The sequence below is a fragment of the Chitinophaga sp. XS-30 genome (assembly GCF_008086345.1).
Classification (GTDB): domain Bacteria; phylum Bacteroidota; class Bacteroidia; order Chitinophagales; family Chitinophagaceae; genus Chitinophaga.
In genome coordinates this window covers 5,436,563-5,459,799 of the sequence record NZ_CP043006.1, presented here as the reverse complement: position 1 = coordinate 5,459,799, position 23,237 = coordinate 5,436,563, and the positions used below count along the sequence as shown (strand labels likewise).

Here is a 23,237-nt window from a genome sequence, read left to right as displayed (position 1 = left end):
GTTGGATTGAGAATGAAACTAAAAGCTCAGATTAAGACCGATGCTGTAACCGTGTTTGTAGGGCGGCAGCGTCCGGCCACCGCCGGAGGGCTCATGAAATTCCGGATCGATATCGTATTGGCTAGCCTTCCACACCATAAAGTTGGTAGCCTGGGTAAAAACGCTGGCGCGTTGTATTTTCAGGAACCGGAGCGCAGCTGCCGGCAGGTCATAGGAGAGGGTGATATCCCTCAGCTTGATAAAGTCTGCACTGACAACGGTATTGTCTCCCCGCATATAATAGTTGGTTTTACGGCGTGTATAGTCGGTCCCGTAATCTGCTACAAAAGAGGGCACGTCCGTGAAGGCTTCATCCCCCGGTTGTTTCCACCGGTCCAGGAAAGACACCGGCAGGTTCTGGCCGGCGAGGCTGGATGAAGAGGGCAGGCGGCCGGCGTACAGCATGTTGATATCCCGGCGCATAACGGCGCCCATGTTGTAGACCATATTCAGTGTAAGGCTTATGCCTTTATAGCTGAAAGTATTGGAAAGACCGCCGCTGCAGAAAGGCTGTGTGGTGCCGTTATACACGATGTCATCCAGCCCGGCGATATTGGGATCTTTGGAAACGGTTTTGTCCGCCAGGTAGATCATGGGATCGCCCATATTGTCAAGGCCGGCATACTGGTAAGAGAACATGGGACGCATGGGGTATCCCACCAGGTAGCTCAGGCTGCTGACGTAGCTTTCAGGGTTCTGCATCCATACGTAAGGCTTCGAAAAGGAAATCAGCTTGTTCCTGTTGTAACCAATGGTAAAGATGGAGCTCCAGCTGAAGTCCTTCGTCCGGATATTTACGGATTGCAGGCGCATTTCCACCCCCTTGTTGGCCATCTCTCCGATGTTGCCGGTGATGGAGTTAACGCCGGTGAAAGGGTTGGGAGGGATGGGGCCGATCAGATCGGTAGTTGTTCTGCTGTAATATTCGATGCTCCCCGCAAGCCTTCTGTCCAGCAAGGAAAAATCCAGCCCGATATTGATGTTCTGCGTATTTTCCCAGGCCAGCTGCCTGTTGGCCACACGGCTGACGGCAAAGGCATCCCCGGCAATGGCGTTGGGGCTGTTGGATTGTGTAATGCTGCTGATGATGTCATTAAGCGAAGCGGCGCCAGCGTAAGGGGAATTGCCGGTAAAGCCATATGTGGCCCTCAATCCCAGGTCATTGACCCAGGAGAGCGGCTGCATGAATGCTTCTTTGTTCAGGAGCCATTTAACCCCGGCGCTCCAGAATGGTTTGTTCTGGCGGGATACTTCACTGCCGAACAGGCTGCTTTGATCCTGCCGCCAGCTCAGGTCCAGGTTATATTTATGGTTGAGGGTATAGCTGGCCAGCCCGAAGTAGGATGCATAGCGGTTGTAGGTTTCATTGATCTGGAACGGCTGCACCCAGAGAGAGCCGTATCCGGTAACAGTGCCGGGGATACCTGCCTGCAGCCTTGCATAGTCCAGCACGGCATAGGTGCCAAGTGCTTTATCGTAGCCATGCATGAGGGTGCTGGACCGGTAGCTGTATTGTTCCAGCGCCTCCTGTCCGGCCTGCAGGGTCAGATTGTCCCGCCCCTGGCGGGGTGTTGCGGTGTACACCAGCTGGTTCCGGACCGTCCAGTTACGCTGGTCATTAGCACCGGATTGAAAGGTGCCTCCGTTTACAGGAAGGAGATACACCGGTTCAGACGATGCCGTTGGCGCTACGGTAAGGCCGATGATCTGCTGGCGCTGCCCCAGTGCTTTATTATCCGTGTAATAGGTAGCCGTTCCCGGTGATTTTACATATCCGTAAGTGCCGGAGAAACGCAGGCCCTTCCACAGCTGAACATCCGCTTTTGCAGTCACATTCAGGATCAGGTTGTTCACTTTGCTTTGTGCCAGGAACCTCTCATCCAGCGGATTATAGTCCAGGCTGATGCGGCTGCGTGCAGCATAGTCGTTACGGATATCTTCATTGTACGGCACGAGGTACGGCATGGAAAGGTTGTTGCCGTTCGCGTCCCTGAACAGCTGATATGGCAGGAAGGAGTGGTCTGCAGTGTTTGAGGTTGGCCTGCTTACCGCGGTATTGATGAGGGAGGTATTCAGTTGCAGCTTAATCCGGCTGCCCGCGTTAAAGCTCTGGGAAAGGTTGAGCTTGTAAGCATTGTTGCGTTCGCCGGGGGTGTTGCTTTGTGTGCCGGTGTAACCGAAAGAAACATAAAATGCATATACATTATTGCCGCCAGAGGCGGAAACGGTATGGTTGGTCGTCAGCGCCGGCCTGTACCAGATATCTTCGATCTGCGACATATTGCTGATGGCAGCCAGGCTATCCAGCCGCTGATCGGCAACGGCCTGGGAGATCAGCCCGCGATGCTGATCGTACAGTATCTGGTCATGCGGGGCAATGCTGGAATAGGCGCGGGAAGACCATGGGTTGACCACCGGGTCGAATATTTCCCTGGCAGACTGGATGAACTGCCTGCTGTTCATCATTTTCATATATTCAAAATCAGGTTTGCCGGTAAAGTTGATGAAGCCGGTATAGTTGACCGTCAACCGCTGGTTCCTGTTGCCGCCTTTCGTGTTGATCACCAGTACGCCGTTAGCAGCCCTGGCCCCATAGATGGCCGCCGCTGCCGCATCTTTCAATACGGTGATATCCGCGATATCATCCGGGTTTACCGAACTGAAGTCTGTTACTACTACCCCGTTCACCACATACAGCGGATCGGAGGACAGGGCCTGGGAACTTATACCCCTGATAATACTGCCCCTGGTGGTAATGCCATTGCCATTCCTGTTGGGAGCATTGACGTTGACGCCGATCTTTATCTGCATGCCCGGTACCTGCCCTTCAAGCCGTTGAATGATATCCATGGTGCCGGTACGTTGTGCAAACACTTTCATATCCGGTTTGCCGAAGGAACCGGTAGCTCTTTCGGCATTCAATTCCTGGTAACCGGTGTTGAATACCGTAACGGCATCGAGATTGGTGATGCGGAGTTTCAGATAGATGAGCATCGGCGCCCTGGAAGTAGCGGGAACGGACAGCGTTTCGTAGTTGATGCTGCTGAACATGAGCGTGTCTCCTTCCCGGACATTCCGGAACATGAACTCTCCCTCCTCGTTGGTGATGATAATCGTTCTGGTTGATTTGACAAATACCGTCACGCCCGGCACCGGCTGGTTCCGGTGATTCAGCACACGACCGCGGACCTCGCCGGGCGGCGGCTCCGCAGGCTGTACTATCGGGTAACCTGCCTGTGCCGGTTTTGCAGGCGCCTTTTTGCTGATGAAGATCGTGCGGCCCTGTATCTCGAACTCCAGCGAGAGGCCGGCCAGTATTTTCTCCAATGCCTTTTCCAGCGGCACATTCTTTAATTGCACATTCACCTGACCTGTACCGGCGATATCTTCATTCCGGTAAAAGAAACTGTAGTTCGTTTGCTCCCTGATCAGGGAGAACATCTTTTGCAGGGAAACCGGTTTGCCGGTGTAGGACACTGTTTGTGCCGATGATCTCGCATTTACCTGAAAGACCGCAACAAGTACGAGGACGATGGTAAGTTTCATTGCGTTCACAATTGTTTTGCCGTTGAAGCAGCGGAGCCGGATATTGGCTGATCCGCCGGTCAGGGCGTTTTTGGTTGACAGGCCCGGCCATGAGTGCCGGACACGGGAAGCCTGAATGGGAAGACCATTAATTTGCATACCTTTGCAATGTTTTAGTTGAATAATAAGCAGCTTCAGAACACCTGTTTTGCGTTCACTGAAACAAAAGCCGGGGAAGGACGCCAATCTTTACGCCCGGTTTTTTTGTGCCAGCGCACGGCCATTAAAGGCTGTCTTGCTTGTATGATCCTGGTTGTAAAAACTCCATTGTTGTGCTATGGCAGAATGATCAGCTTTCTGCCTTCTATTGTATAGTTGATCCTGGTGCTGGCCAGTCCTTTCAGTACCTGTGACAGGGATAATGACCTGTCTATTTCCCCACTGAATTTATCCTGCGGGATGTTTCCGCGGTATTCCACTTCGATATCGTACCATCTGGACAGTTTGCGCATGACTGCGGGAAGATCGGCATCCGCAAAAGCAAACCGGCCATCTTTCCAGGCGATAGCTTCGCCGGTATTGGCATCCGGTATCAGGCTGATGGCGGCCGTGCGTCCGTCAATCCGCGCCTGCTGCCCGGGAGCTAGCATTTGTGTGCTGCTATTGGCGATCACTTTTACCGATCCTTCGAGCAGGGTGGTATTGATTCCGTTTTCATCGCTATAGGCATTTATGTTGAAGTGCGTGCCCAGCACTTCAATGAATGTGTGATCATTGATGGCCACTTTAAATGGCTTCCGTTTATTATGCGCTACTTCAAAGTAGGCTTCGCCGGTTATCCGCACCCTTCTTTCCGGGCCGGAGAATGCCGTGGGGTAGGTGATGCTGCTGGCAGCGTTTAGCCATACCCTGGTGCCGTCAGGCAGCAGAAGCCTGTATTGTCTTCCCCGGGGGATGGTCATGGTATTGTAGGCGATGACCGGAGCGGCGGGTGCCGCATGCGGCTCGTATTGCAATTGCCGGTCCACCAGTTTCACCCGGGAGCCGCTCTGCAAGGCAACGAGACCATTCCCCAGGCTGTCCAGCACCACCTGGCTGCCGTCTGACAAGGTAAGGATAGCGCCTTCTTTCCCCGCGTTGATATCCGCAAACACAGCCGGGGCATCCTGCCGGGAGGGGCTGCTCCTGAAGATGAGGAAACTTCCTGCAGCGATCAGCAGCAGCAGCGAAGCCGCAGCCCACCAGGCCCTCCTGCGATGGAGAGGGACCCGATGCATGGCTACAGGCAGGCCCGATGGCGGAGCGGCCTGTTGGATACCGGCCAATAGCCGGTTGTGTATATCTTTTTCTATATCATCTTTTTCCTGTTCAAAGTCTGCCAGTATATCCGGAGAGCGGTAATTGAGCATATGAAGATATTGCTCCACAAAGGCCCTTTCCTCCGGAGCGGCAATCCCTTCGTTATATTTGTTCAGCAACCGGAAGAAATATTCCCTGTCCTTTTCAGAAGGATACATGTTATGGGTGTTTATAGTATAGTCAGGAAATAAAGCCGGTACTCCCGTCCGGGAACCGTTTTTTTTGAGAAATTATTTTTGGCGGGAGATCTCTTCCAGCATGATCAGCAGGGAAAGGAGATGGCCGAAGCGGGCGCGGAGGAATTGTACAGATATATTCAGCTGATTCTGAACGGTTTTAGTGGAAATCTGCAGACTTTCCGCTATTTCTTTCGTGGTGAGATGCTGGAAGTAGTAACGGACGAAGATCTGGCGCCTTCTTTCCGGGAGCGCTTCCACCCAGGTGGCGATAAGCGCCGTGAAGTCCTTAGCCAGCAGCGCCTGGTCTGCTTCGTAGAGGGATTTGCCGGAACTTTCGAGTATCTCGAAAAAGAACAGGTCTTTTTTGCTGACGATCCTGTTGATGATGCGGTAGTGAAGGGCTTTGTGAAGATACGCAGGAAGATTGGCTACGGCCAGCTCCTGACGGCGTTTCCAGAGATCCAGGAAGATATCGTGAATGATTTCCCGGGCAGCATCTTTATCCTGTATTTTTTTGCAGGCGGTGAGGTAAAGTTTCTGCCAGTGTCTTTGATAAAGTTGTGTGAACGCATTTTCCCCACCAGCTGCCATCTGGCTGATCAGTTCATGGTCGGTATGGAGAGCGTCGTTTGCCACAGATTCAGGATGCTGAAGGTAAATTTAACAAAAAAGTGGTCATTATCGCGGGAATTGTGGCGGCTGGCCCAGGGGATGTTGGGGGGATGACTTTTTATACTAAATTCAGCCTATGTTAAGCTATTGGGAAAAGCAAAGCCTGCTGCATTACGACTGCATTATCCTCGGCAGCGGCATCACAGGGCTTTCCACCGCCATCAGCCTGAAGGAGAAAGCGCCCGGGAAAAGGATACTGGTGATGGAAAGGGGACTGCTGCCCACGGGGGCCAGCACAAAAAACGCGGGATTTGCCTGCATCGGCAGCCTCACCGAGATACTGGACGATCTGCAAACCATGCCGGAAGAAGATGTGGTGGCGCTGGTGCAGTTGCGCCGCAAAGGGTTGCAGCTCTTGCGCAGCCGCATCGGGGACGAACGCATGTTGTACCGCGAGAATGGAAGTTATGAACTGATCAGTGAGGCGGAAATGCCTGCATTGCAGCAACTGGATGCCGTCAATGCCCTGCTGTCCGGCATACTGCCCGGCCCCGCTTTTGCTCCGGCGGAAAAAGCACTGGAGCGTATGGGTTTCCACCGGGGGTATGTGAAGGCCCTCGTCAGGAATAATTTTGAAGGGGAACTGCATACCGGCATGATGATGCGTACGCTGACGGACCTGGCAACCGAAAGAGGAATTGAGATCAAAACAGGCTGCCATGTTACCGGTATAACAGAAACGGAGAAACAGGTACAGGTACATACGGAGGCCATCACTTTCACTGCCCCGCAGGTGGCGGTATGCACCAATGCATTTGCCAAAGCGCTGCTGCCGGAGCTGGATGTAACACCCGGCCGCGGCCAGGTGCTGATCACCACCCCGGTCAAAGGCCTACCGTTCAAAGGCATCTATCATTTTGACAAAGGATATTATTATTTCCGGGAACTGGATGGCCGCGTATTGTTCGGCGGCGGGCGCAACCTCGACTTTTCAGGGGAGGCGACCACCGACATCGCCCTGAAGCACAGTATTCAGCAAGACCTGGAAGAGAAACTCCGCACTATCATCCTGCCTTCCCTGCAGTTCGGGATCGAAGACCGCTGGGCAGGTATCATGGCCTTCGGCCCAACAAAGCAGCCCATCATCCGGCCGCATTCCGATCGTATATACCTGGCCGTAAGGATGGGCGGGATGGGGATAGCCATCGGTTCGGAGGCCGGGCGGCAACTGGCCGGGCTGATGCTCCGCTCCGCCTAAACTATCATGTCAAATACTGATACTGGATTATCGTTCCCTTGCAACGCCGGGGGGCAATACCTATATTGTAGCTCCCTGATAAACCACGTTAACACATGAAACTTTTAAAACGCCTGATCCTGCTGATGCTGCCACTCACGGCGCAGGCCCAGCAGTATAAACCCACCTGGGAGTCGCTGGACAGCAGGCCCGTACCGGCATGGTTCGAGAACGCCAAATTCGGCATCTTCATCCACTGGGGCGTATATGCCGTTCCCGCCTGGTCTCCCAAAGGGGTATATTCCGAATGGTATCAGTACTGGCTCCAGTCCAGATCCGTATTCGGGAACAACAACCCTTCACCCACCGCGGTGTTCGATCATCATAACAGGGTATGGGGCAAGGATTTTTCCTACTATCAGTTTGCCGATCATTTCAAGGCGGAAGATTATGACCCCGATGCCTGGGCAAAACTCTTCGAAAAGTCCGGCGCCAAATATATAGTGCTCACCTCCAAGCATCACGACGGGTTTGCGCTGTGGCCCAGCAAAGAGGCCAGCAAAGCGTTCGGCAGGCCCTGGAATGCCATGGACGCCGCCGCCAAACGCGACCTGCTGGGCGACCTCACCACCGCCGTAAAGAAAACAGATGTGAAAATGGGCTTTTACTATTCCCTCTACGAATGGTACAACCCGCTTTATGCCGGCAAACAATATGATAAATATGTAGATGAACATATGCTCCCGCAAATGAAGGAGCTGGTGAACAACTACCAACCGGATATTGTGTGGACGGATGGCGAATGGGACCAGAGCGATACGCTGTGGAAGTCCCGCGAGTTCCTCACCTGGCTGTATAACGAGTCGCCCGTGAAAGCACATGTAGCCGTGAATGACCGCTGGGGCAAAGGGATGCGCCAGCAGCACGGCGGGTATTATACCACCGAGTACGAAGTCGGCAAAACCTATGACCGCCCCTGGGAAGAATGCCGCGGCATGGGCTTTTCCTTCGGATATAACCGGAATGAGGATGTGGAAGACTATAACAGCGCACAATCCCTCATCTACCTGCTCCTGGACATTGTGAGCAGTGGCGGCAACCTGTTGCTGGATATTGGTCCCGATGCCCACGGGAAGATACCCCCCATCATGCAGGAGCGCCTGCTGCAGATCGGCAAATGGCTGGATGTCAATGGTGAAGCCATCTATAACACCCGCAGCTGGAAGGAGCATGTGCAATGGTCTGAAGGCCGCCGGGACTGGAAGCCCGCTCCCGGAATGGTCAGCGGCGAGGCTTTGCTGAAGCAGACCGTAGACCCCGAGCCGGGATTTGCCGTAAAAGAGCTTTTCTTTACCCGCAACGGGAGCACCGTATATGCCATCGCGCCACAATTGCCGGAAGGCAAATTGCTCATCAAAGGCCTTCAGCCCTCCGGCCGCACCACCGTTTCCATACTTGGGCTGAACAAGCCACTGGCCTACCGGAAAGTGAAAGATGGCATAGAGGTTACAGTGCCGAAATTGTCGCTGAGGGAAGTGCCCTGCAAGCATGCATTTGCATTTAAAGTGACGTATATTGTCGAGTGAGAAACATTTTATGCGTATTTCGTACATTTAAAATAGTTTGTTATCTTGACGCACTATTTTTTTTACCACGTTCACTGACTCTAACATGCAAAATTCAAGCTTATTCGCCTGGGACTACGTTGTGTTTTTCATCTACTTTATCATTGTAGCCGGATATGGATATTATATCTATAACCGGAAAAAGAAAGCATTAACTGATACCAAAGATTTTTTCCTCGCCGAAGGTTCCCTTACCTGGTGGGCCATCGGTGCGTCGCTGATCGCCTCCAACATTTCCGCGGAACAGTTCATCGGCATGTCCGGCTCCGGCTTTAAAATGGGGCTGGCGATCTCCACCTATGAATGGATGGCCGCGGCCACCCTGCTGGTAGTGGCTATTTTCTTCCTGCCCATTTACCTGAAGAACAAGATCTACACCATGCCGCAGTTCCTGCTGCAGCGGTACGACAATCGCGTAAGTACCGTGATGGCAGTGTTCTGGCTCCTGCTCTACGTTTTCGTTAACCTGACCTCCATCCTCTATCTGGGTGCGCTGGCGGTGCAGACGATCTCCGGCTACGACTTTGTGGCCTGTATGATCGGCCTGGCCATCTTCGCCATTCTGATCACGCTGGGCGGTATGAAGGTGATCGGGTTTACGGATGTGATACAGGTATTCTTCCTGGTGCTGGGCGGTCTCGCTACCACCTATCTGGCGCTGAACCTGGTATCGCAGAACCTTGGCGATGCCAGCGCTTCCTATTCCGTGAACGGGATGATGGACGGCCTGGGTTTATTGCGGCAGCAAGCGCCGGAGCATTTTCACATGATCTTCGACAAGAGCAATGCCAACTATTCGGAGCTGCCCGGTATTGCCGTGCTGATCGGCGGTATGTGGATCGTGAACCTCAACTATTGGGGCTGCAACCAGTATATCACGCAAAGGGCGCTGGGGGCGGACCTGAAGACGGCCCGCAACGGCCTGCTCTTCGCCGGTTTCCTGAAACTGCTGATGCCTGTGATCGTGGTGTTGCCCGGTATCGCCGCATATGTGCTGTACAAGAACGGCATGTTCCAGCAGGAAATGCTCGATGCCAACGGTGTAGTGAAGCCGGACCATGCTTATCCCATCCTGCTCAACCTTTTGCCCGAAGGGCTGAAAGGCTTGTCATTCGCCGCGCTTACCGCCGCCATTGTGGCTTCGTTGGCAGGCAAGGCCAACAGTATCGCTACCATCTTTACGCTGGATATCTATAAACATTTTTTCAAGAAGGATGCAACGGAACAGGACCAGGTGAAGGTCGGCCGGATCGCCATCATCGTGGCCTGCGTGATCGCAGCCTGTGTGGCACCCGCGCTGAAAAGCCTGGATCAGGGATTCCAGTTCATCCAGGAATACACCGGTTTCATTTCGCCGGGAGTGTTCGCAATTTTTATCATGGGATTCTTCTGGAAGCGCACCACCGCCAATGCGGCGCTGATCGGCGCTATCCTTGCGATCCCTTTATCCGTGCTGTTCAAGTTCGCCATGCCCTCCCTGCCGTTCATTAACCGGATGGGATGGGTGTTCGTGATCATTGTGGCACTGATGGTCGTGATCAGCCTGCTGGACCCGAAAGGCAAGAACAACGAAAAGGGACTGGAAGTGGATGCTTCCATGTTCAGGCTCAACACCGGCTTTACGGTGGGCGCCATTGTTATTTGCGGCATCCTGGCAGCCCTGTACACGATCTTCTGGTAATGCAGTCAAGATCACCGGTGGAACGGCCGGGATAACACCCGCCGTTCCCTTTAATTATAGATTATGTACCTGATAGGCTACGACATTGGTTCTTCTTCCATCAAGGCGGCGCTGCTGGATGCCGCCACCGGCAAATGCCTGGCATCGGCCACCGGTTCTGCGGAAGAGCTGGTCATGAATGTGCCCCGCTCCGGATGGGCGGAGCAGGACCCTGAAATGTGGTGGCAGGAAGTCATCAAAGCCACGCACGCCCTGCAAAAGCAACATCCTTTTGATCCCGCAAAGGTCAACGCCATCGGCATCGCCTACCAGATGCACGGTCTCGTTTGTGTGGATAAGGACGGAAAAGTATTAAGGCCCTCCATTATCTGGTGCGACAGCCGCGCCGTGCAAACCGGCGACGATGCAGCCCGGGCGCTGGGAGAAGGTTATACCCTCCCGCATCTGCTCAATTCTCCCGGGAATTTTACTGCATCCAAACTGCGTTGGGTGCAGCAGCATGAGCCGGAACTGTACGCCCGCATCCACAAGATCATGCTGCCCGGCGATTTCATTGCCCTGCGGCTGACAGGAGAGGCCACCACCACCTTGTCCGGCCTCTCGGAAGGTATTTTCTGGGACTTTGCGGAACAGGAGATATCCGCGCCGCTGCTGCAGCATTACGGGATAGACCGTGCGTTGCTCTCCGCGATTGTGCCCACTTTCGGGGACCAGGGGAAAGTAACGGAACAAGCCGCATCACTGCTGGGCTTGCGTGCAGGCATCCCCGTTACCTACCGGGCGGGAGACCAGCCGAACAATGCTTTTTCCCTCAATGTGCTGCAACCCGGAGAAGCCGCTACAACAGCAGGCACCTCCGGCGTGGTATATGCGGTGCATGATAAAGTGGCCTATGATGCGGAAAGCCGGGTGAATACCTTCATCCACGTCAACCATACAAAAGAAGCCATCCGTAACGGCGTATTGATGTGCCTCAACGGCACCGGTATCCTCAACAGCTGGCTGCGCCATATCACCGGCGGCAAAAGCTACCCGGAAATGAACGAACTGGCCGCACAGGCGCCCATCGGGGCGGATGGCCTGCAGATATTCCCCTTCGGCAACGGCGCCGAGCGCATCCTCGCCAACCGGCAGCCCGGCGCAAGGATAGAAGGATTGGAATTTGGTGTGCATCATACGCCGCACCTGCTGCGGGCAGGGCAGGAAGGTATCGTATATGCGCTGACGTATGGGGTGGACATCATGCGCGATATGGGGCTGCAGATCAGCCGTGTACGCGCCGGTAAGGCCAATATGTTCCTCAGCCCGCTTTTCCGGGAGGCATTTGCCAACACCGCCGGGGTGACCATAGAGCTGTACAATACAGATGGCGCACTCGGGGCGGCAAGGGGAGCCGGGGTAGGTTCCGGGTTCTACCCGCAGCTCGCGGATGCCTTTGTGGGTATGGAATGCCTTGCCACCATAACACCGGAAAAAACAGCGCAGGCGGCCTATGGCGATGCCTACACGAAATGGAAAGACCGGTTGGGCAAAATATTACAGGAATCATAAAATACAGTAACAATGAATATCATCACAGGAGACAAAGCGTATTTTCCTTCCGTAGGACAGATCCGGTTTGAAGGACCGCAATCAGACAACCCGTTAGCCTACAAATGGTACGACGAGAACAAAGTGATCAACGGCAAGCCCCTGAAAGAGCTTTTCAAATTTGCCGTAAGCTACTGGCATACCTTCTGCGGCACGGGCGGCGATCCTTTTGGTCCGGGTACGAAACATTACCCCTGGCTCACTGCCAGCGATCCCGTACAGCAGGCCAAAGATAAAATGGATGCCGCATTTGAGTTCATCACCAAACTCGGCGTTCCTTATTATTGCTTTCACGATATCGATCTCGTGGATGAAGGCAGCAGCCTCTCCCAATACGAAAGCCATCTGCAGCAGATCGTGGAATATGCCAAAGGCAAGCAAAAGGAAAGCGGCGTGAAACTGCTCTGGGGCACGGCCAATGTGTTCAGCAACCCGCGTTACATGAACGGCGCATCCACCAATCCTGATTTTGCGGTGGTAGCGCATGCCGGTACACAGGTCAAGAACGCGCTGGATGCCACCATTGCACTCGGGGGGGAGAACTATGTATTCTGGGGCGGCCGCGAAGGCTACATGACCCTGCTCAATACCAATATGAAGCGGGAAGTGGAGCACCTGGCCCGTTTCCTCACCATGGCAAGGGATTATGCGCGCAAGCAGGGATTCAAGGGCGTGTTCTTCATCGAACCGAAACCCTGCGAGCCTACCAAGCATCAGTATGATTACGACAGCGCCACGGTGATCGGGTTCCTGCGCCAGTTCGGGCTGGACAAGGATTTCAAGCTGAACATTGAAGTGAACCATGCTACTCTCGCCGGCCACACCTTCCAGCACGAGTTGCAGGTAGCCGCTGATGCGGGGATGCTCGGCAGTATAGACGCGAACCGCGGCGACTATCAGAACGGCTGGGATACCGACCAGTTCCCGATGAATCTCAACGACCTCATTGAAACAATGCTGGTGATCCTCGAAGCCGGCGGCTTTGCCGGTGGCGGGGTGAACTTCGACGCCAAGACCCGCCGCAACTCAACAGACCTGGAAGACATCTTCCACGCGCATATCGGTGGTATGGATACCTTCGCCCGCGCGGCGATCATTGCGGACAGGATACTGCGGGAATCCCCCTACAAAAAATTCCGGACAGACCGCTATGCGTCGTTCGACAGCGGTCAGGGCAAGGCCTTTGAAGACGGCAAGCTGCAACTGGAAGACCTGCGCGCCTTTGCCCTCGCCAATGGCGAACCGGCACAGATCAGCGGCAAGCAGGAATGGCTGGAAAATATCGTCAATCAATACATTTAGCATATTGATCCTTACTTTTGTGGTCACCCCTTCTTTCGTATCCCGGAGGAAGGGGTGACCCTTTTTCATACAAACAACGCAGCATATGGCTTTCAGTATTGCACACCTGCAGCAGCAGGGTTTCTCCATGATCGAATTGAAAGACGGCACAGGCACCCGCATAGCGGTCATTCCCGCCCTGGGCGCATCCCTGCATACTTTTGAAGTAGACGGGCTGAACGTGATAGACAGCTATCCGGATATGGATGCTTTCCGCGCAGAAGTGAATGGCAGCTTCAAAAGCGTGAAACTCAGCCCCTTTGCCTGCCGTATCAGCAACGCCACCTATACCTGGGAACAGGAACAATACACCATTGCCAAATCACCCATTCACGGCCTGTTATACGATATGGCATTTGAAACCGCGCAGGAATCGGCGGATGAAGCGGAAGCCGGCATTACCCTGGTGCATCAGTACAAAGGCACCGATCCCGGTTATCCATTTTCCTATACCTGTAATGTGCAATATCGCCTGCTGCCGGGCGGTATGCTGGAAGTGATCACCACGATCATCAATCAAAGTGATCGCTCCATGCCCCTGATGGACGGATGGCATCCGTATTTCAGCACCGGCACACCGGTAGACCAGCTGGAGCTGCAGTTCTTTTCCCGGGAGATCGTGGAGTTCGATGAGCGGTTGATCCCTACCGGGAAACTGTTGCCTTATGATAACTTTGTGCAGCCCAAAAGTCTCGCGGGTGTGGAGCTGGACAATTCTTTCCTGCTGGATTTTACGCAGCCCTCGCCGCTATGCACCCTTCGCGATCCGCAGAAAGGGGTCAGCATTGAATTTTACCCTGATGAACATTACCCGGTGTTGCAGATATACACCCCGCCGCATCGCCGCAGCATTGCTATCGAGAACCTTACCGGCGCGCCGGATGCTTTCAATAATGGCATCGGCCTGGTGAAGTTGGGAGCGGGGCAAAGCAGGCGGTTTACCACCACCATCCGGGTGCAGCGGGATATTGCGGCAGGCCGGGTTCCGGCCCGATAGTAGCAATTTCACCCCATTTTGTGGTTGTTTGGCACAAACTTTGGTTTTATTACATCAGACCCCTTTTTTATTTATTTAAAACCTTTTGATTATGGACATTCTGATGATCAAGGGCCGGTGGAATGAGATCAAAGAGAAGCTGAGAGCGATGTTCGCCGATCTGTCCGATACCGACCTGTTTTATGAACAGGGGAAGGATGATCGCCTGATCGGGCAGATCCAGATCAAGCTCGGTAAAACAAGGGATGAAGTGATCTCCCTTATCCGTTCCTTGTAAAAAAGTATCAAAAACCGTTGGCCGGAGGCAAGGCAAGCTGCGCTCCGGTTAACGGTATTTTGGGAAACATTTAACAGGCGGGAGCGCAACTAAGCAGCGCTGCTTAACTATTTTGGCGCATAATTGTTGATAATAGTTATATGAGATCCTGTAGACCGTTCCCAGCCATCGCCTTCCTTTGCCTGCTGGCAGGAGGCTTACGTTCTGAAGCCCAGGCCCAGACACTTCCCGTGACCGTCCGCGGTCAGGTTACCGATACAGACCGGCAACTGGTATTATACCCCGCCACTGTGCGGAACAAGCAAACGAATTACCGCGTATTTACGGACAATGGCGGTTATTACCGCATCACCGCCAATCAGGGCGACACGATCCTTGTGTCCTTTATCGGCTATATGCCGCAGACCTTTGTGGTCGCCAATTCCGCTGGAGTGGAAACGCACGACATCCGGCTGGAACTGCAGGAGCGTTTCCTGCCCAGCGTGGAGGTGTCCGAAAAGTGGAACCCCTACCAGCTGGATTCCATACGGCGATATGAGGAGTACCGCCCCTTCCTGGAAACAAAGAACAGAACACTGGTAGATACGGATAAAAGGTCCCAGGGCGGTTTCGGGCTGACGTTCAGTCCGTTTACCCGTTATTCCCGCAGGCAAAAAGACCTCCGCAAGTTCAAGGAGCTTTATGCCAGGCATGAAATGCAGTCGTATATCGACTACCGGTATTCCAAGACCTTTGTACAGCGCGTAACCGGCTTAACCGGTGATTCCCTGCTGCAATTCATGAACAAATACCAGCCACCGTACGATATGCTGCGGCAAATGAATAATGAAACGCTGATCTACTGGATATCGGAAAGGGCGCAGTTATGGCGGAAAGATCCGAGTGCGACCCTGAAGCCGGAGGATTAGGCATTTTACCAATAATTTACGGTATAGTGGGAAATGGTGCCCTGGAGGGAATATTAAAATACGGCAATGAAGACCGCGTATGCGGTGCCGTTCGGGAATAATCAGATGGCTGCCGCTCTGCAGGTAGCCTGAAAACGAAAGCGGCCGGATCACTCCAGCCGCTTTCGTTTATTTTTCATTTTTAACTCCTCAGTTATACACCTTCACCATGTACACAAACTCTTCCAGCCTTTTCAGCTGTTCTACCCGGTTAACACCGGCAAGCTGGCTGTAGGGTTTCAGGTCTTTGCGGGAGAACTGGTCTTTCGGCAGTTCATCCAGCAGGCGTTTGAGATGGCCTGATTTCACCGCGAAGGCGATGCCGTCTGAAGTAGATTGTTTACCGGTGATGATGCCGATCACTCCGCCGTGGGCATCCAGCAGCGGGGCGCCGCTGTTGCCCGGGTTAACGGGGATGGATACCTGGTAGGCCAGGGTATCGCCGTTAAAACCGGTCTGGGCGCTGATATATCCCTTGCCATACACGATCTCGTCCCGCGGGAAACCCATACTGAACACCTCTTCGCCGGGGCGTACAGGGGACAGCTTCAGGGAGTAGGGCAGGGCCGGTGAATGGAAAGTGGAATCGGCAATGCGCAATACGGCCAGATCGCTGGATACGTCTTCGAAAACGCTGACCGCTTTGAAGGCTTCACCCTTATTATTCTGGATATAAATGGAGTCCGCTCCCGCCACCACATGATAATTGGTGACCATATAGCCGTTCCGGGAGATGGCAAAGCAGGTACCGCCGTAAGTGCCGGGGTTCACCGGTGCTTTTTTTCCGGAATTGATGTTGTGGATCAGTGCATTCTGGGAGCGCTGAATGTTGTTCAGCACCCTGCGTACGTCCTCATACTGCGCGGTGGTGGCCTTTTTAGAAGCTTTCTGCATGATGGCGATGGTGGACAGGGAAGTCACCAGGGCAATGCAGGCCGCCGCGGCCAGGTTAAGCCAGGTGCGCCTGCTGCGCAGCCTGATAACGGGTGCGGGATCCGGTTCAGGAACCGCAGTGGCCACAGGCGTTCCCATGTCGGCATGGATCGCATTCATGCGGCTGAGCAGCTGACGGCGTTGCCCTGTTGCCCGCAGTTGCTGTTGCAGCTGTTGCTGCTCCTTCACCTGGCGGTCAATGGCAGGGTCGCTTTGCCGGAGGGCTTCAAAAGCTTCCCTTTCGGGAACGCTCATTTCACCTTCCAGGTAGCGCTCTATTTCCTGTATTAATAATAAGTCATTCATCACGTAAGCCTCCGGGCTGATTTATTGTTGAGCAAAGAATAATTTTTTTAACCGCATCAGGCATTTGTACTTCTGGTTCTTGGCGTTTTCCGCATTGGTGTAACCGAACCTTTCCGCGATCTCCTGCATGCTTTTCCGGTGTATATAGTAATCTTCCAGTATCGTTTTACAGGGTTCCCCGATCTTTCCCATGGATTCCTCCATTTTCCTGAACTGCAGGTCCTTTTCCGCATGGGCTTCCAGGGTATCCTCCACCGGAATGCTGTCCTCCGTTTCTGCTGCAAGCGGCCCCTCGCGGTAAGCGCCCTGCAGTTTTTTCATCCACAACCGGCGGCAAACAGCATAAAGGAATGTTTTCAGCCGGGATGACAGTACAAAATCCCCCTCCTGCACCTTTTCATATAATATGATCATCGCTTCCTGGAAAACGTCTTTGGCGTCATCCTCCGATCCGTTATGCTGTTGTACCATCCTGGCGATCATTGGAAAATTCTCCAAATAGATGGCTTTCAATGATTTGTCATCATCGATGGCAAGTCCCTGCAGTAATTCCTGATCCCGTTCTATGTGCAAAAGATTATTCACTTATTAATACGATTAATGCCCGATTAGTAACCCAAAGTACCAAAAAAAAATTTTTCCCCGATGGCGGGTTACCTTTTACCTGTTTCCGGAATAAAGTATAAATCTCATTTCAAAAAAACCTTAAAACGTATTACGATGAAAAAATTTGGTTTCTTAGCACTGGCCCTGGGCCTGCTCGTAGCAGCTTGTAACTCTGGCGGAACAACTTCTGAAGGTGATTCTACCGGCATGGATACTTCTATCAACAGTGCAGTTCCTGAAACAGCTCCGGTTGATTCCGTTGCCGCTCCGGTTGATTCCGTTGCCGCTCCGGTTGATTCTGTTGCTGCTGCCCAATAATATTACGGCAAGCAAACAATAATCAGGATATAATATCCGGGCCACTGTCTCACCAGGCAGTGGCTTTTTTTATGCCCTGTGAACGTATGAAATTTACTTGCTATAGCATTCAATAACGCATTTTGATATGCGGATCGTTTGTAACACCTATTGTTTTTAGAAAATATCTATGTATTTACGTCTTTTGTTAGATGAATTTAATATTTTTCTTCCCCTGTTTGAATAATTAGTACCCTGCTTTATTTTTGTGTTGTCAAACAAGCTAACACGCGATGCAACAACGGACCTTTGGATACTTTTACGGTTTTTACTTTTTCTGGTATCAGGAATAGGAGGTTCGTTTGCTAGTAACGCTAAAAAATATAACTAACAAAAGGGCCTCCTGCAAAAGGGGGCCTTTCTATTTAAAATGAAATCTGATAAACGAACGATATGTCACAAAAGAGCTTCAGCCTGTATTTTTTTTACTTTTTCTTTTACCGGGAAGAAGCAGGGGCTCCTTTGTAACAAGCGTTTATCTTGAACTTACAATGAAGGGTCCCGGCTCACGGGGCCCTTTTTCATTTCAATTACGAACACAATCATATGCACATCGCAATTCAGGGTTTTGAAGGAAGTTTTCACCAGGTAGCCGCCCGCAATTATTTCGGGAAACAGATCTCCATTGAAGCCTGCGCTTCTTTCTCGGAACTGGTCCGCAAAGTAAAACAGGGCGAAGGAGTGGATGCGGGGCTGATGGCCATAGAGAACTCTATTGCCGGCAGCATCCTGCCCAACTACAGCCTGCTGAAAAACTCGGGGCTTCACATTACCGGGGAAGTCTATCTGCAGATCAATCAGCATCTGATGGTTTTACCGGGACAGACCATCGAGGATATCCGCGAAGTGCATTCCCATCCCATGGCACTGCTCCAGTGTATGGACTTCCTGGAGGAGCATCCCCAGATCAAATTGGTGGAAACCGAAGATACGGCCCTCAGCGCCCGGCATGTACGCCAGAAAAAATTGAAGTCCACCGCCGCCATCGCCGGCAAGCTGGCCGCAGAGATATTCGAGCTGGATATCATTGCCCCCAATATTCACACCGCCAAGAACAACTATACCCGTTTCCTGGCCATCGCAAAGAATGGGGTAGAACCTCCTGAAGATGCCAACAAGTCATCCGTGTATTTCCAGACCTCCAACGAAAGCGGGAGCCTGGCCAAAGTGCTGACCAAAATGGCTTCAGAAGGCATCAACCTCAGCAAGATCCAGAGTTTCCCCATCCCGGCGAAGGAATGGCATTACTATTTTCATGCGGATATGGAATTTGAATCCCTGCAGCATTTCAATAAAGGATTGTCAAAGATCTCCCCGCTGACCGAGCATCTTACCGTATTAGGCATCTATAAAAAAGGCAAAACGCATTCATGATATGGAACCACAGGTAGCCAAAAGATTGCAACACACCGAAGAATACTACTTTTCACGGAAGCTCCGCGAGATAGACGATATGAACAAAGCGGGCGCCAATGTGATCAATCTCGGTATCGGAAGCCCTGATCTTCCGCCGCATCCCGCCGTGATCGCCGCACTGAATGAGCATGCGGCCAAACCGGGCACCCATGCTTACCAGGGTTACAAAGGCATTCCCGCCCTGCGGCAGGCTATCGCCGCCTGGTACAAAAGGTACTACGATGTTCCGCTCAACCCGGATACAGAAGTATTGCCGCTGATCGGTTCCAAGGAAGGCATTATGCACATCTGCATGACTTACCTGCAGGAAGGGGATGAAGCGCTGATACCCGATCCCGGCTATCCCACCTACCGCTCTGCTGTGCAATTGAGCGGCGCCACCCCGGTGACCTATTCCCTCCGGGAAGAGAACGGCTGGCAGCCTGATCTTGCGGCGCTGGAGCAGCAGGACCTGAGCAGGGTGAGGCTCATGTGGGTGAATTACCCGCATATGCCCACCGGCACTCCCGCCAGGAAGGCTGTTTTTGAAGCCCTGGTAGCCTTCGCTCAAAAACATCACATCATCCTCTGTCACGATAACCCTTACAGCTTCATCCTGAACGATCAGCCGACCAGTCTTATGGCTACGCCCGGTGCGATGGATGTTGCGCTGGAACTGAATTCCCTCAGCAAAAGCAGCAACATGGCAGGCTGGCGTGTAGGCATGCTCGTGGGCAAGGCCGCATTCCTCAATGAAGTGCTGCGTTTCAAAAGCAATATGGATTCCGGTATGTTCCAGCCCGTACAGATGGCGGCTGTGGCTGCTCTGGAGCTGGGGCCGGAATGGTATGCGGAGCTGAACGGGATCTACCGCGCGCGCCGGGAAAAGGTATTTGAACTGCTGGACCTGCTGGGTTGTACGTATGACCGGGCGCAAACAGGCATGTTCGTATGGGCAAAGATACCCGCGGGATACGCGGACGGCTTTGCCGTGAGCGATGAGGTACTGCAGCAATCCCGTGTGTTCATCACCCCGGGCGGTATTTTCGGCGCCAACGGCAACGGATATATCAGGGTGAGCCTCTGCCGGGATGAAAAGGTCTTTGCAGAAGCCATCGGCAGAATACGTCAATCCCAAACCGTGAAAATATGATAGCAACAGTAGTAGGTGTAGGACTCATAGGCGGTTCACTCGCCATCAGCCTGAAGGAAAAAGGTGTGGCAAACTGGATCATCGGCGTGGATAACAACCGGGACAACCTGGCCAAAGCACAGGAACTGAAGATCATAGACGAAAGCTCTGCGCTGGAAGATGCCCTTCAGCGCAGCCAGCTGATCATACTGGCCATCCCTGTGGATGCCATGCTGAAGGCCATGCCTTCCATCCTGGACAAAGTAATGCCGCATCATGTGATCATGGATGTAGGTTCCACCAAGGAAAAATTATTGCAACTCGTTGCCGGTCATCCAAAGCGCGGCCGGTTCGTGGCGGCCCACCCGATGGCCGGCACGGAGTATTCAGGGCCGGAAGCTGCCGTCAGGAACCTTTTTGTACAGAAGACCATGGTGCTCTGCGATGTGAAGAACAGCGACGAGGACGCCCTGGAACTGATAGAATCGTTGGTAGAGAAGCTCAGCATGCGCCTCGTGTACATGAACGCTGAAGAACATGACCTGCATACGGCCTATGTATCGCACATTTCGCACATCACCTCTTTTGCCCTGGCGTTGACCGTACTGGAGAAGGAAAAGGAGCAGGGCCGGATATTCGAGCTGGCCAGCGGTGGTTTTGAATCTACCGTAAGGCTCGCCAAAAGCTCGCCGGACATGTGGGTGCCGATCTTCAGGCATAACCGCAGCAATGTGCTGGACGTACTGGACGAGCATATCCACCAGTTGCAGCAGATGCGGGACCTGCTGGAGCAGGAAGATTACGACGCTTTTTACAAACTCATCCAGAAAAGCAACAAGATCAGGAAAATACTCAAATAGGAATCAATTCTTTAACTTAACATATCATAATAACAATGGAACAGATCTTAGCAAAAACGAAATTCGCCGATCCGGCTTCAGACAAAAAGCCGCTGATCATCTCCGGGCCCTGCAGTGCTGAAACGGAAGAGCAGGTATTGGCCACTGCGCTGGCCCTTGCCAAAACGGGCAAAGTGGACGTACTCCGTGCCGGTATCTGGAAACCCCGTACCCGCCCCGGCTCATTCGAAGGCATCGGCGCTAAAGGCTTGCCCTGGCTGCAGAAAGCCAAAGAGCTGACCGGCATGCCTACTACCGTGGAAGTGGCTACCGGCAAACAGGTGGAAGCTGCGCTGCATTTCGGCGTGGATATCCTCTGGATAGGCGCCCGTACCACCGTGAACCCCTTCTCTGTACAGGATGTGGCGGATGCGCTGAAAGGCGTGAAGATTCCCGTGCTCATCAAGAATCCCATCAACCCTGACCTGGAACTGTGGATCGGTGCGGTGGAGCGTATCCAGAAATCCGGTATCGATAACGTAGGCCTCATTCACCGCGGCTTCTCCAGCTATGGCAACACGGAATACCGTAACGCTCCCATGTGGCATCTCGCCATCGAGCTGAAACGCCGTCACCCGGAATTGCCGATGATCTGCGATCCCAGCCACATCAGCGGCCGCCGCGACATTCTGCAGGCTGTTGCCCAGGAAGCGATAGACCTCGATTACGATGGCCTCATGCTGGAAACGCATGTGGACCCGGACAATGCATGGAGCGATGCCAAACAGCAGATCACTCCGGAAAAATTCGGCGAAATGCTGGATAACATCATCTGGAGGCATGAACGCACAGACCAGCGCGAATTCAATACCGCCCTGGAGAAACTCCGCAACCAGATCAACGGTATTGATGACGAGATACTGCAACTGCTGGGCAACCGCATGAAGATCGCAGAGAAGATCGGTCAATATAAAAAAGAGAATAACATCACCATCCTGCAGACCAACCGCTGGAACGAAATACTGGACCGTGGTGTAAAAGCCGGTGAAAAACTCGGCCTCACCAAGGATTTCATCACCAAATATTTTGATGCGGTGCACCTGGAATCCATCAACCGTCAGAACAAAGTGATGAACGACTAATTATCAGGCCCCTTTCAGAAATTTATGACCACGCAAACACATCGTTTTAAACATCAGTCAACAACCTACTACCTCGGCGAAAGCCTGGAGAACCTGGGCAGCTATGTACAGAAAGACCGCAGCATCCTCATTATGGATGAGAATGTGGACCGGTATTATGCAGACCTGTTCTCCGGCTGGAAAAAGCTGGTAGTGCCGGATGGGGAAGAGAACAAGAATATGGACGTGATCGGGCAGATCATGACCGGGCTTGTGGAACTGGAAGCAGACCGCAAAACAACACTGATCGGTATCGGCGGCGGTATGCTCACGGATATTACCGGCTTTGCCGCCTGCATCTATATGCGCGGCATCCCGTTTGCCTTTGTGCCCACCACATTGCTGGCGCAGGTAGACGCATCCATCGGCGGGAAGAATGGCGTCAGCTACGGTATGCACAAGAACCTGCTCGGTACCATTCATCAGCCGGAGTTCATTCTCTTTGACTACAAACTCCCGCTGACCATGCCCGAAGACGAATGGTGCAACGGGTTTGCAGAGATCATCAAATATGCCTGCATTGATGATGCGGAGCTGTTCGCGTACCTGGAAGCCAATAAGGATAAGGCGCTGGCGCAGGATGTAGACGTATTGCAATACCTGGTGGAAAGGTCGGTAGACATTAAAACGAAGTTTGTACTGGAAGATGAATTCGAGAACGGCATACGGCGCTGGCTGAATTTTGGTCATACACTCGGGCATGCCGTGGAAAAACTGGAGGGCATCGCACACGGACAAGCGGTGGCGATCGGGATGGTGGCAGCTGCTAAGATCTCCGAAAAAATAAACAATCTGCCATCGGAACAAACCAACCGTTTGATCCGGCTGATCAATGATTACCGCCTGCCGGTAACCATGACCTCGGATAAAGCTGCGGTGTTCAACATTTTCAAACTGGACAAAAAGCGCGAGAAGGACCATATTCATTTTGTGCTGCTGGATGCGATCGGTAAAGCGGTCACGCACCCGATCCTGATAGAGGACCTGAAGCAGATCTTGCAGGAATTATAGTATCACCGCTGAAAAATCAAATAAGAACAGATGAAACACCGTTCCATCTGACTGCTAAAAAGTCAATT

The 23,237-nt window shown here is 52.9% G+C and carries 19 protein-coding genes; 14 read left to right on the top strand and 5 right to left on the bottom strand.

The window, feature by feature from the left end:
• Positions 1-18 precede the first annotated feature (18 nt).
• From FW415_RS21820 to FW415_RS21810, 3 genes are all read right to left on the bottom strand, one after another.
• Complete coding sequence (locus tag FW415_RS21820; protein WP_148389248.1) at positions 19-3,723, bottom strand: SusC/RagA family TonB-linked outer membrane protein; 3,705 nt, start codon at positions 3,721-3,723, stop codon at positions 19-21.
• A gap of 176 nt (positions 3,724-3,899) precedes the next feature.
• On the bottom strand, positions 3,900-5,081 hold the full coding sequence (locus FW415_RS21815) for a FecR family protein (protein WP_148389246.1): 1,182 nt from the start codon (positions 5,079-5,081) through the stop codon (positions 3,900-3,902).
• Between the two features lie 72 nt (positions 5,082-5,153).
• Positions 5,154-5,738, bottom strand: coding sequence for a sigma-70 family RNA polymerase sigma factor (locus tag FW415_RS21810; RefSeq protein WP_148389244.1), 585 nt, complete (start codon positions 5,736-5,738; stop codon positions 5,154-5,156).
• Between the two features lie 112 nt (positions 5,739-5,850).
• Here FW415_RS21810 and FW415_RS21805 point away from each other — a divergent pair, with 112 nt between their 5' ends.
• From FW415_RS21805 to FW415_RS21770, 8 genes are all read left to right on the top strand, one after another.
• Positions 5,851-6,972 (top strand): FAD-binding oxidoreductase, encoded by a 1,122-nt coding sequence (locus FW415_RS21805; protein ID WP_148389242.1) that lies wholly within the window; start codon positions 5,851-5,853, stop codon positions 6,970-6,972.
• Between the two features lie 95 nt (positions 6,973-7,067).
• Entirely contained in the window at positions 7,068-8,537 is a 1,470-nt protein-coding gene (locus FW415_RS21800; protein ID WP_148389240.1) for an alpha-L-fucosidase, read from the top strand.
• Positions 8,538-8,622: 85 nt separating this feature from the next.
• A complete protein-coding gene (locus FW415_RS21795; protein ID WP_148389237.1) occupies positions 8,623-10,257 on the top strand; it encodes a sodium/sugar symporter in 1,635 nt (544 codons plus the stop codon).
• Positions 10,258-10,320: 63 nt separating this feature from the next.
• Positions 10,321-11,808, top strand: coding sequence for a xylulokinase (locus FW415_RS21790; protein WP_148389235.1), 1,488 nt, complete (start codon positions 10,321-10,323; stop codon positions 11,806-11,808).
• A gap of 12 nt (positions 11,809-11,820) precedes the next feature.
• Positions 11,821-13,149 (top strand): xylose isomerase, encoded by a 1,329-nt coding sequence (gene xylA / locus FW415_RS21785; protein ID WP_148389233.1) that lies wholly within the window; start codon positions 11,821-11,823, stop codon positions 13,147-13,149.
• An 85-nt stretch (positions 13,150-13,234) separates the two neighbouring features.
• Positions 13,235-14,185 (top strand): aldose 1-epimerase, encoded by a 951-nt coding sequence (locus FW415_RS21780; RefSeq protein ID WP_148389231.1) that lies wholly within the window; start codon positions 13,235-13,237, stop codon positions 14,183-14,185.
• Between the two features lie 91 nt (positions 14,186-14,276).
• Entirely contained in the window at positions 14,277-14,462 is a 186-nt protein-coding gene (locus tag FW415_RS21775) for a CsbD family protein (RefSeq protein ID WP_148389228.1), read from the top strand.
• Between the two features lie 140 nt (positions 14,463-14,602).
• Complete coding sequence (locus FW415_RS21770) at positions 14,603-15,370, top strand: carboxypeptidase-like regulatory domain-containing protein (RefSeq protein WP_148389226.1); 768 nt, start codon at positions 14,603-14,605, stop codon at positions 15,368-15,370.
• Positions 15,371-15,559: 189 nt separating this feature from the next.
• On the opposite strand, the gene FW415_RS21765 is transcribed toward FW415_RS21770, so the two are convergent.
• Positions 15,560-16,648: a trypsin-like peptidase domain-containing protein gene (locus FW415_RS21765; RefSeq protein ID WP_246859046.1), complete on the bottom strand. Its 1,089-nt coding sequence runs from the start codon at positions 16,646-16,648 to the stop codon at positions 15,560-15,562.
• 21 nt (positions 16,649-16,669) lie between these two features.
• Entirely contained in the window at positions 16,670-17,233 is a 564-nt protein-coding gene (locus FW415_RS21760; RefSeq protein ID WP_148389221.1) for an RNA polymerase sigma factor, read from the bottom strand.
• Between the two features lie 60 nt (positions 17,234-17,293).
• On the opposite strand from FW415_RS21760, the gene FW415_RS21755 reads away from it, so the two are divergent.
• The 6 genes from FW415_RS21755 to aroB all read left to right on the top strand — a co-directional run bounded on the left by FW415_RS21755 (position 17,294) and on the right by aroB (position 23,169).
• Positions 17,294-17,572: a hypothetical protein gene (locus FW415_RS21755; RefSeq protein ID WP_210420769.1), complete on the top strand. Its 279-nt coding sequence runs from the start codon at positions 17,294-17,296 to the stop codon at positions 17,570-17,572.
• A 585-nt stretch (positions 17,573-18,157) separates the two neighbouring features.
• On the top strand, positions 18,158-18,985 hold the full coding sequence (locus FW415_RS21750; protein ID WP_148389219.1) for a prephenate dehydratase: 828 nt from the start codon (positions 18,158-18,160) through the stop codon (positions 18,983-18,985).
• A 1-nt stretch (position 18,986) separates the two neighbouring features.
• The gene (locus FW415_RS21745) at positions 18,987-20,159 is read left to right on the top strand and encodes a pyridoxal phosphate-dependent aminotransferase (RefSeq protein ID WP_148389217.1); all 1,173 of its coding nucleotides are present in this window, start codon (positions 18,987-18,989) and stop codon (positions 20,157-20,159) included.
• Positions 20,156-20,998, top strand: a complete 843-nt coding sequence (locus FW415_RS21740) for a prephenate dehydrogenase (protein WP_148389215.1) — start codon at positions 20,156-20,158, stop codon at positions 20,996-20,998. Before FW415_RS21745 ends, FW415_RS21740 begins: the two co-directional genes overlap by 4 nt.
• A gap of 35 nt (positions 20,999-21,033) precedes the next feature.
• A complete protein-coding gene (locus tag FW415_RS21735) occupies positions 21,034-22,119 on the top strand; it encodes a chorismate mutase (RefSeq protein WP_148389213.1) in 1,086 nt (361 codons plus the stop codon).
• A gap of 24 nt (positions 22,120-22,143) precedes the next feature.
• On the top strand, positions 22,144-23,169 hold the full coding sequence (gene aroB / locus FW415_RS21730) for a 3-dehydroquinate synthase (protein WP_148389211.1): 1,026 nt from the start codon (positions 22,144-22,146) through the stop codon (positions 23,167-23,169).
• Positions 23,170-23,237: the final 68 nt, after the last annotated feature.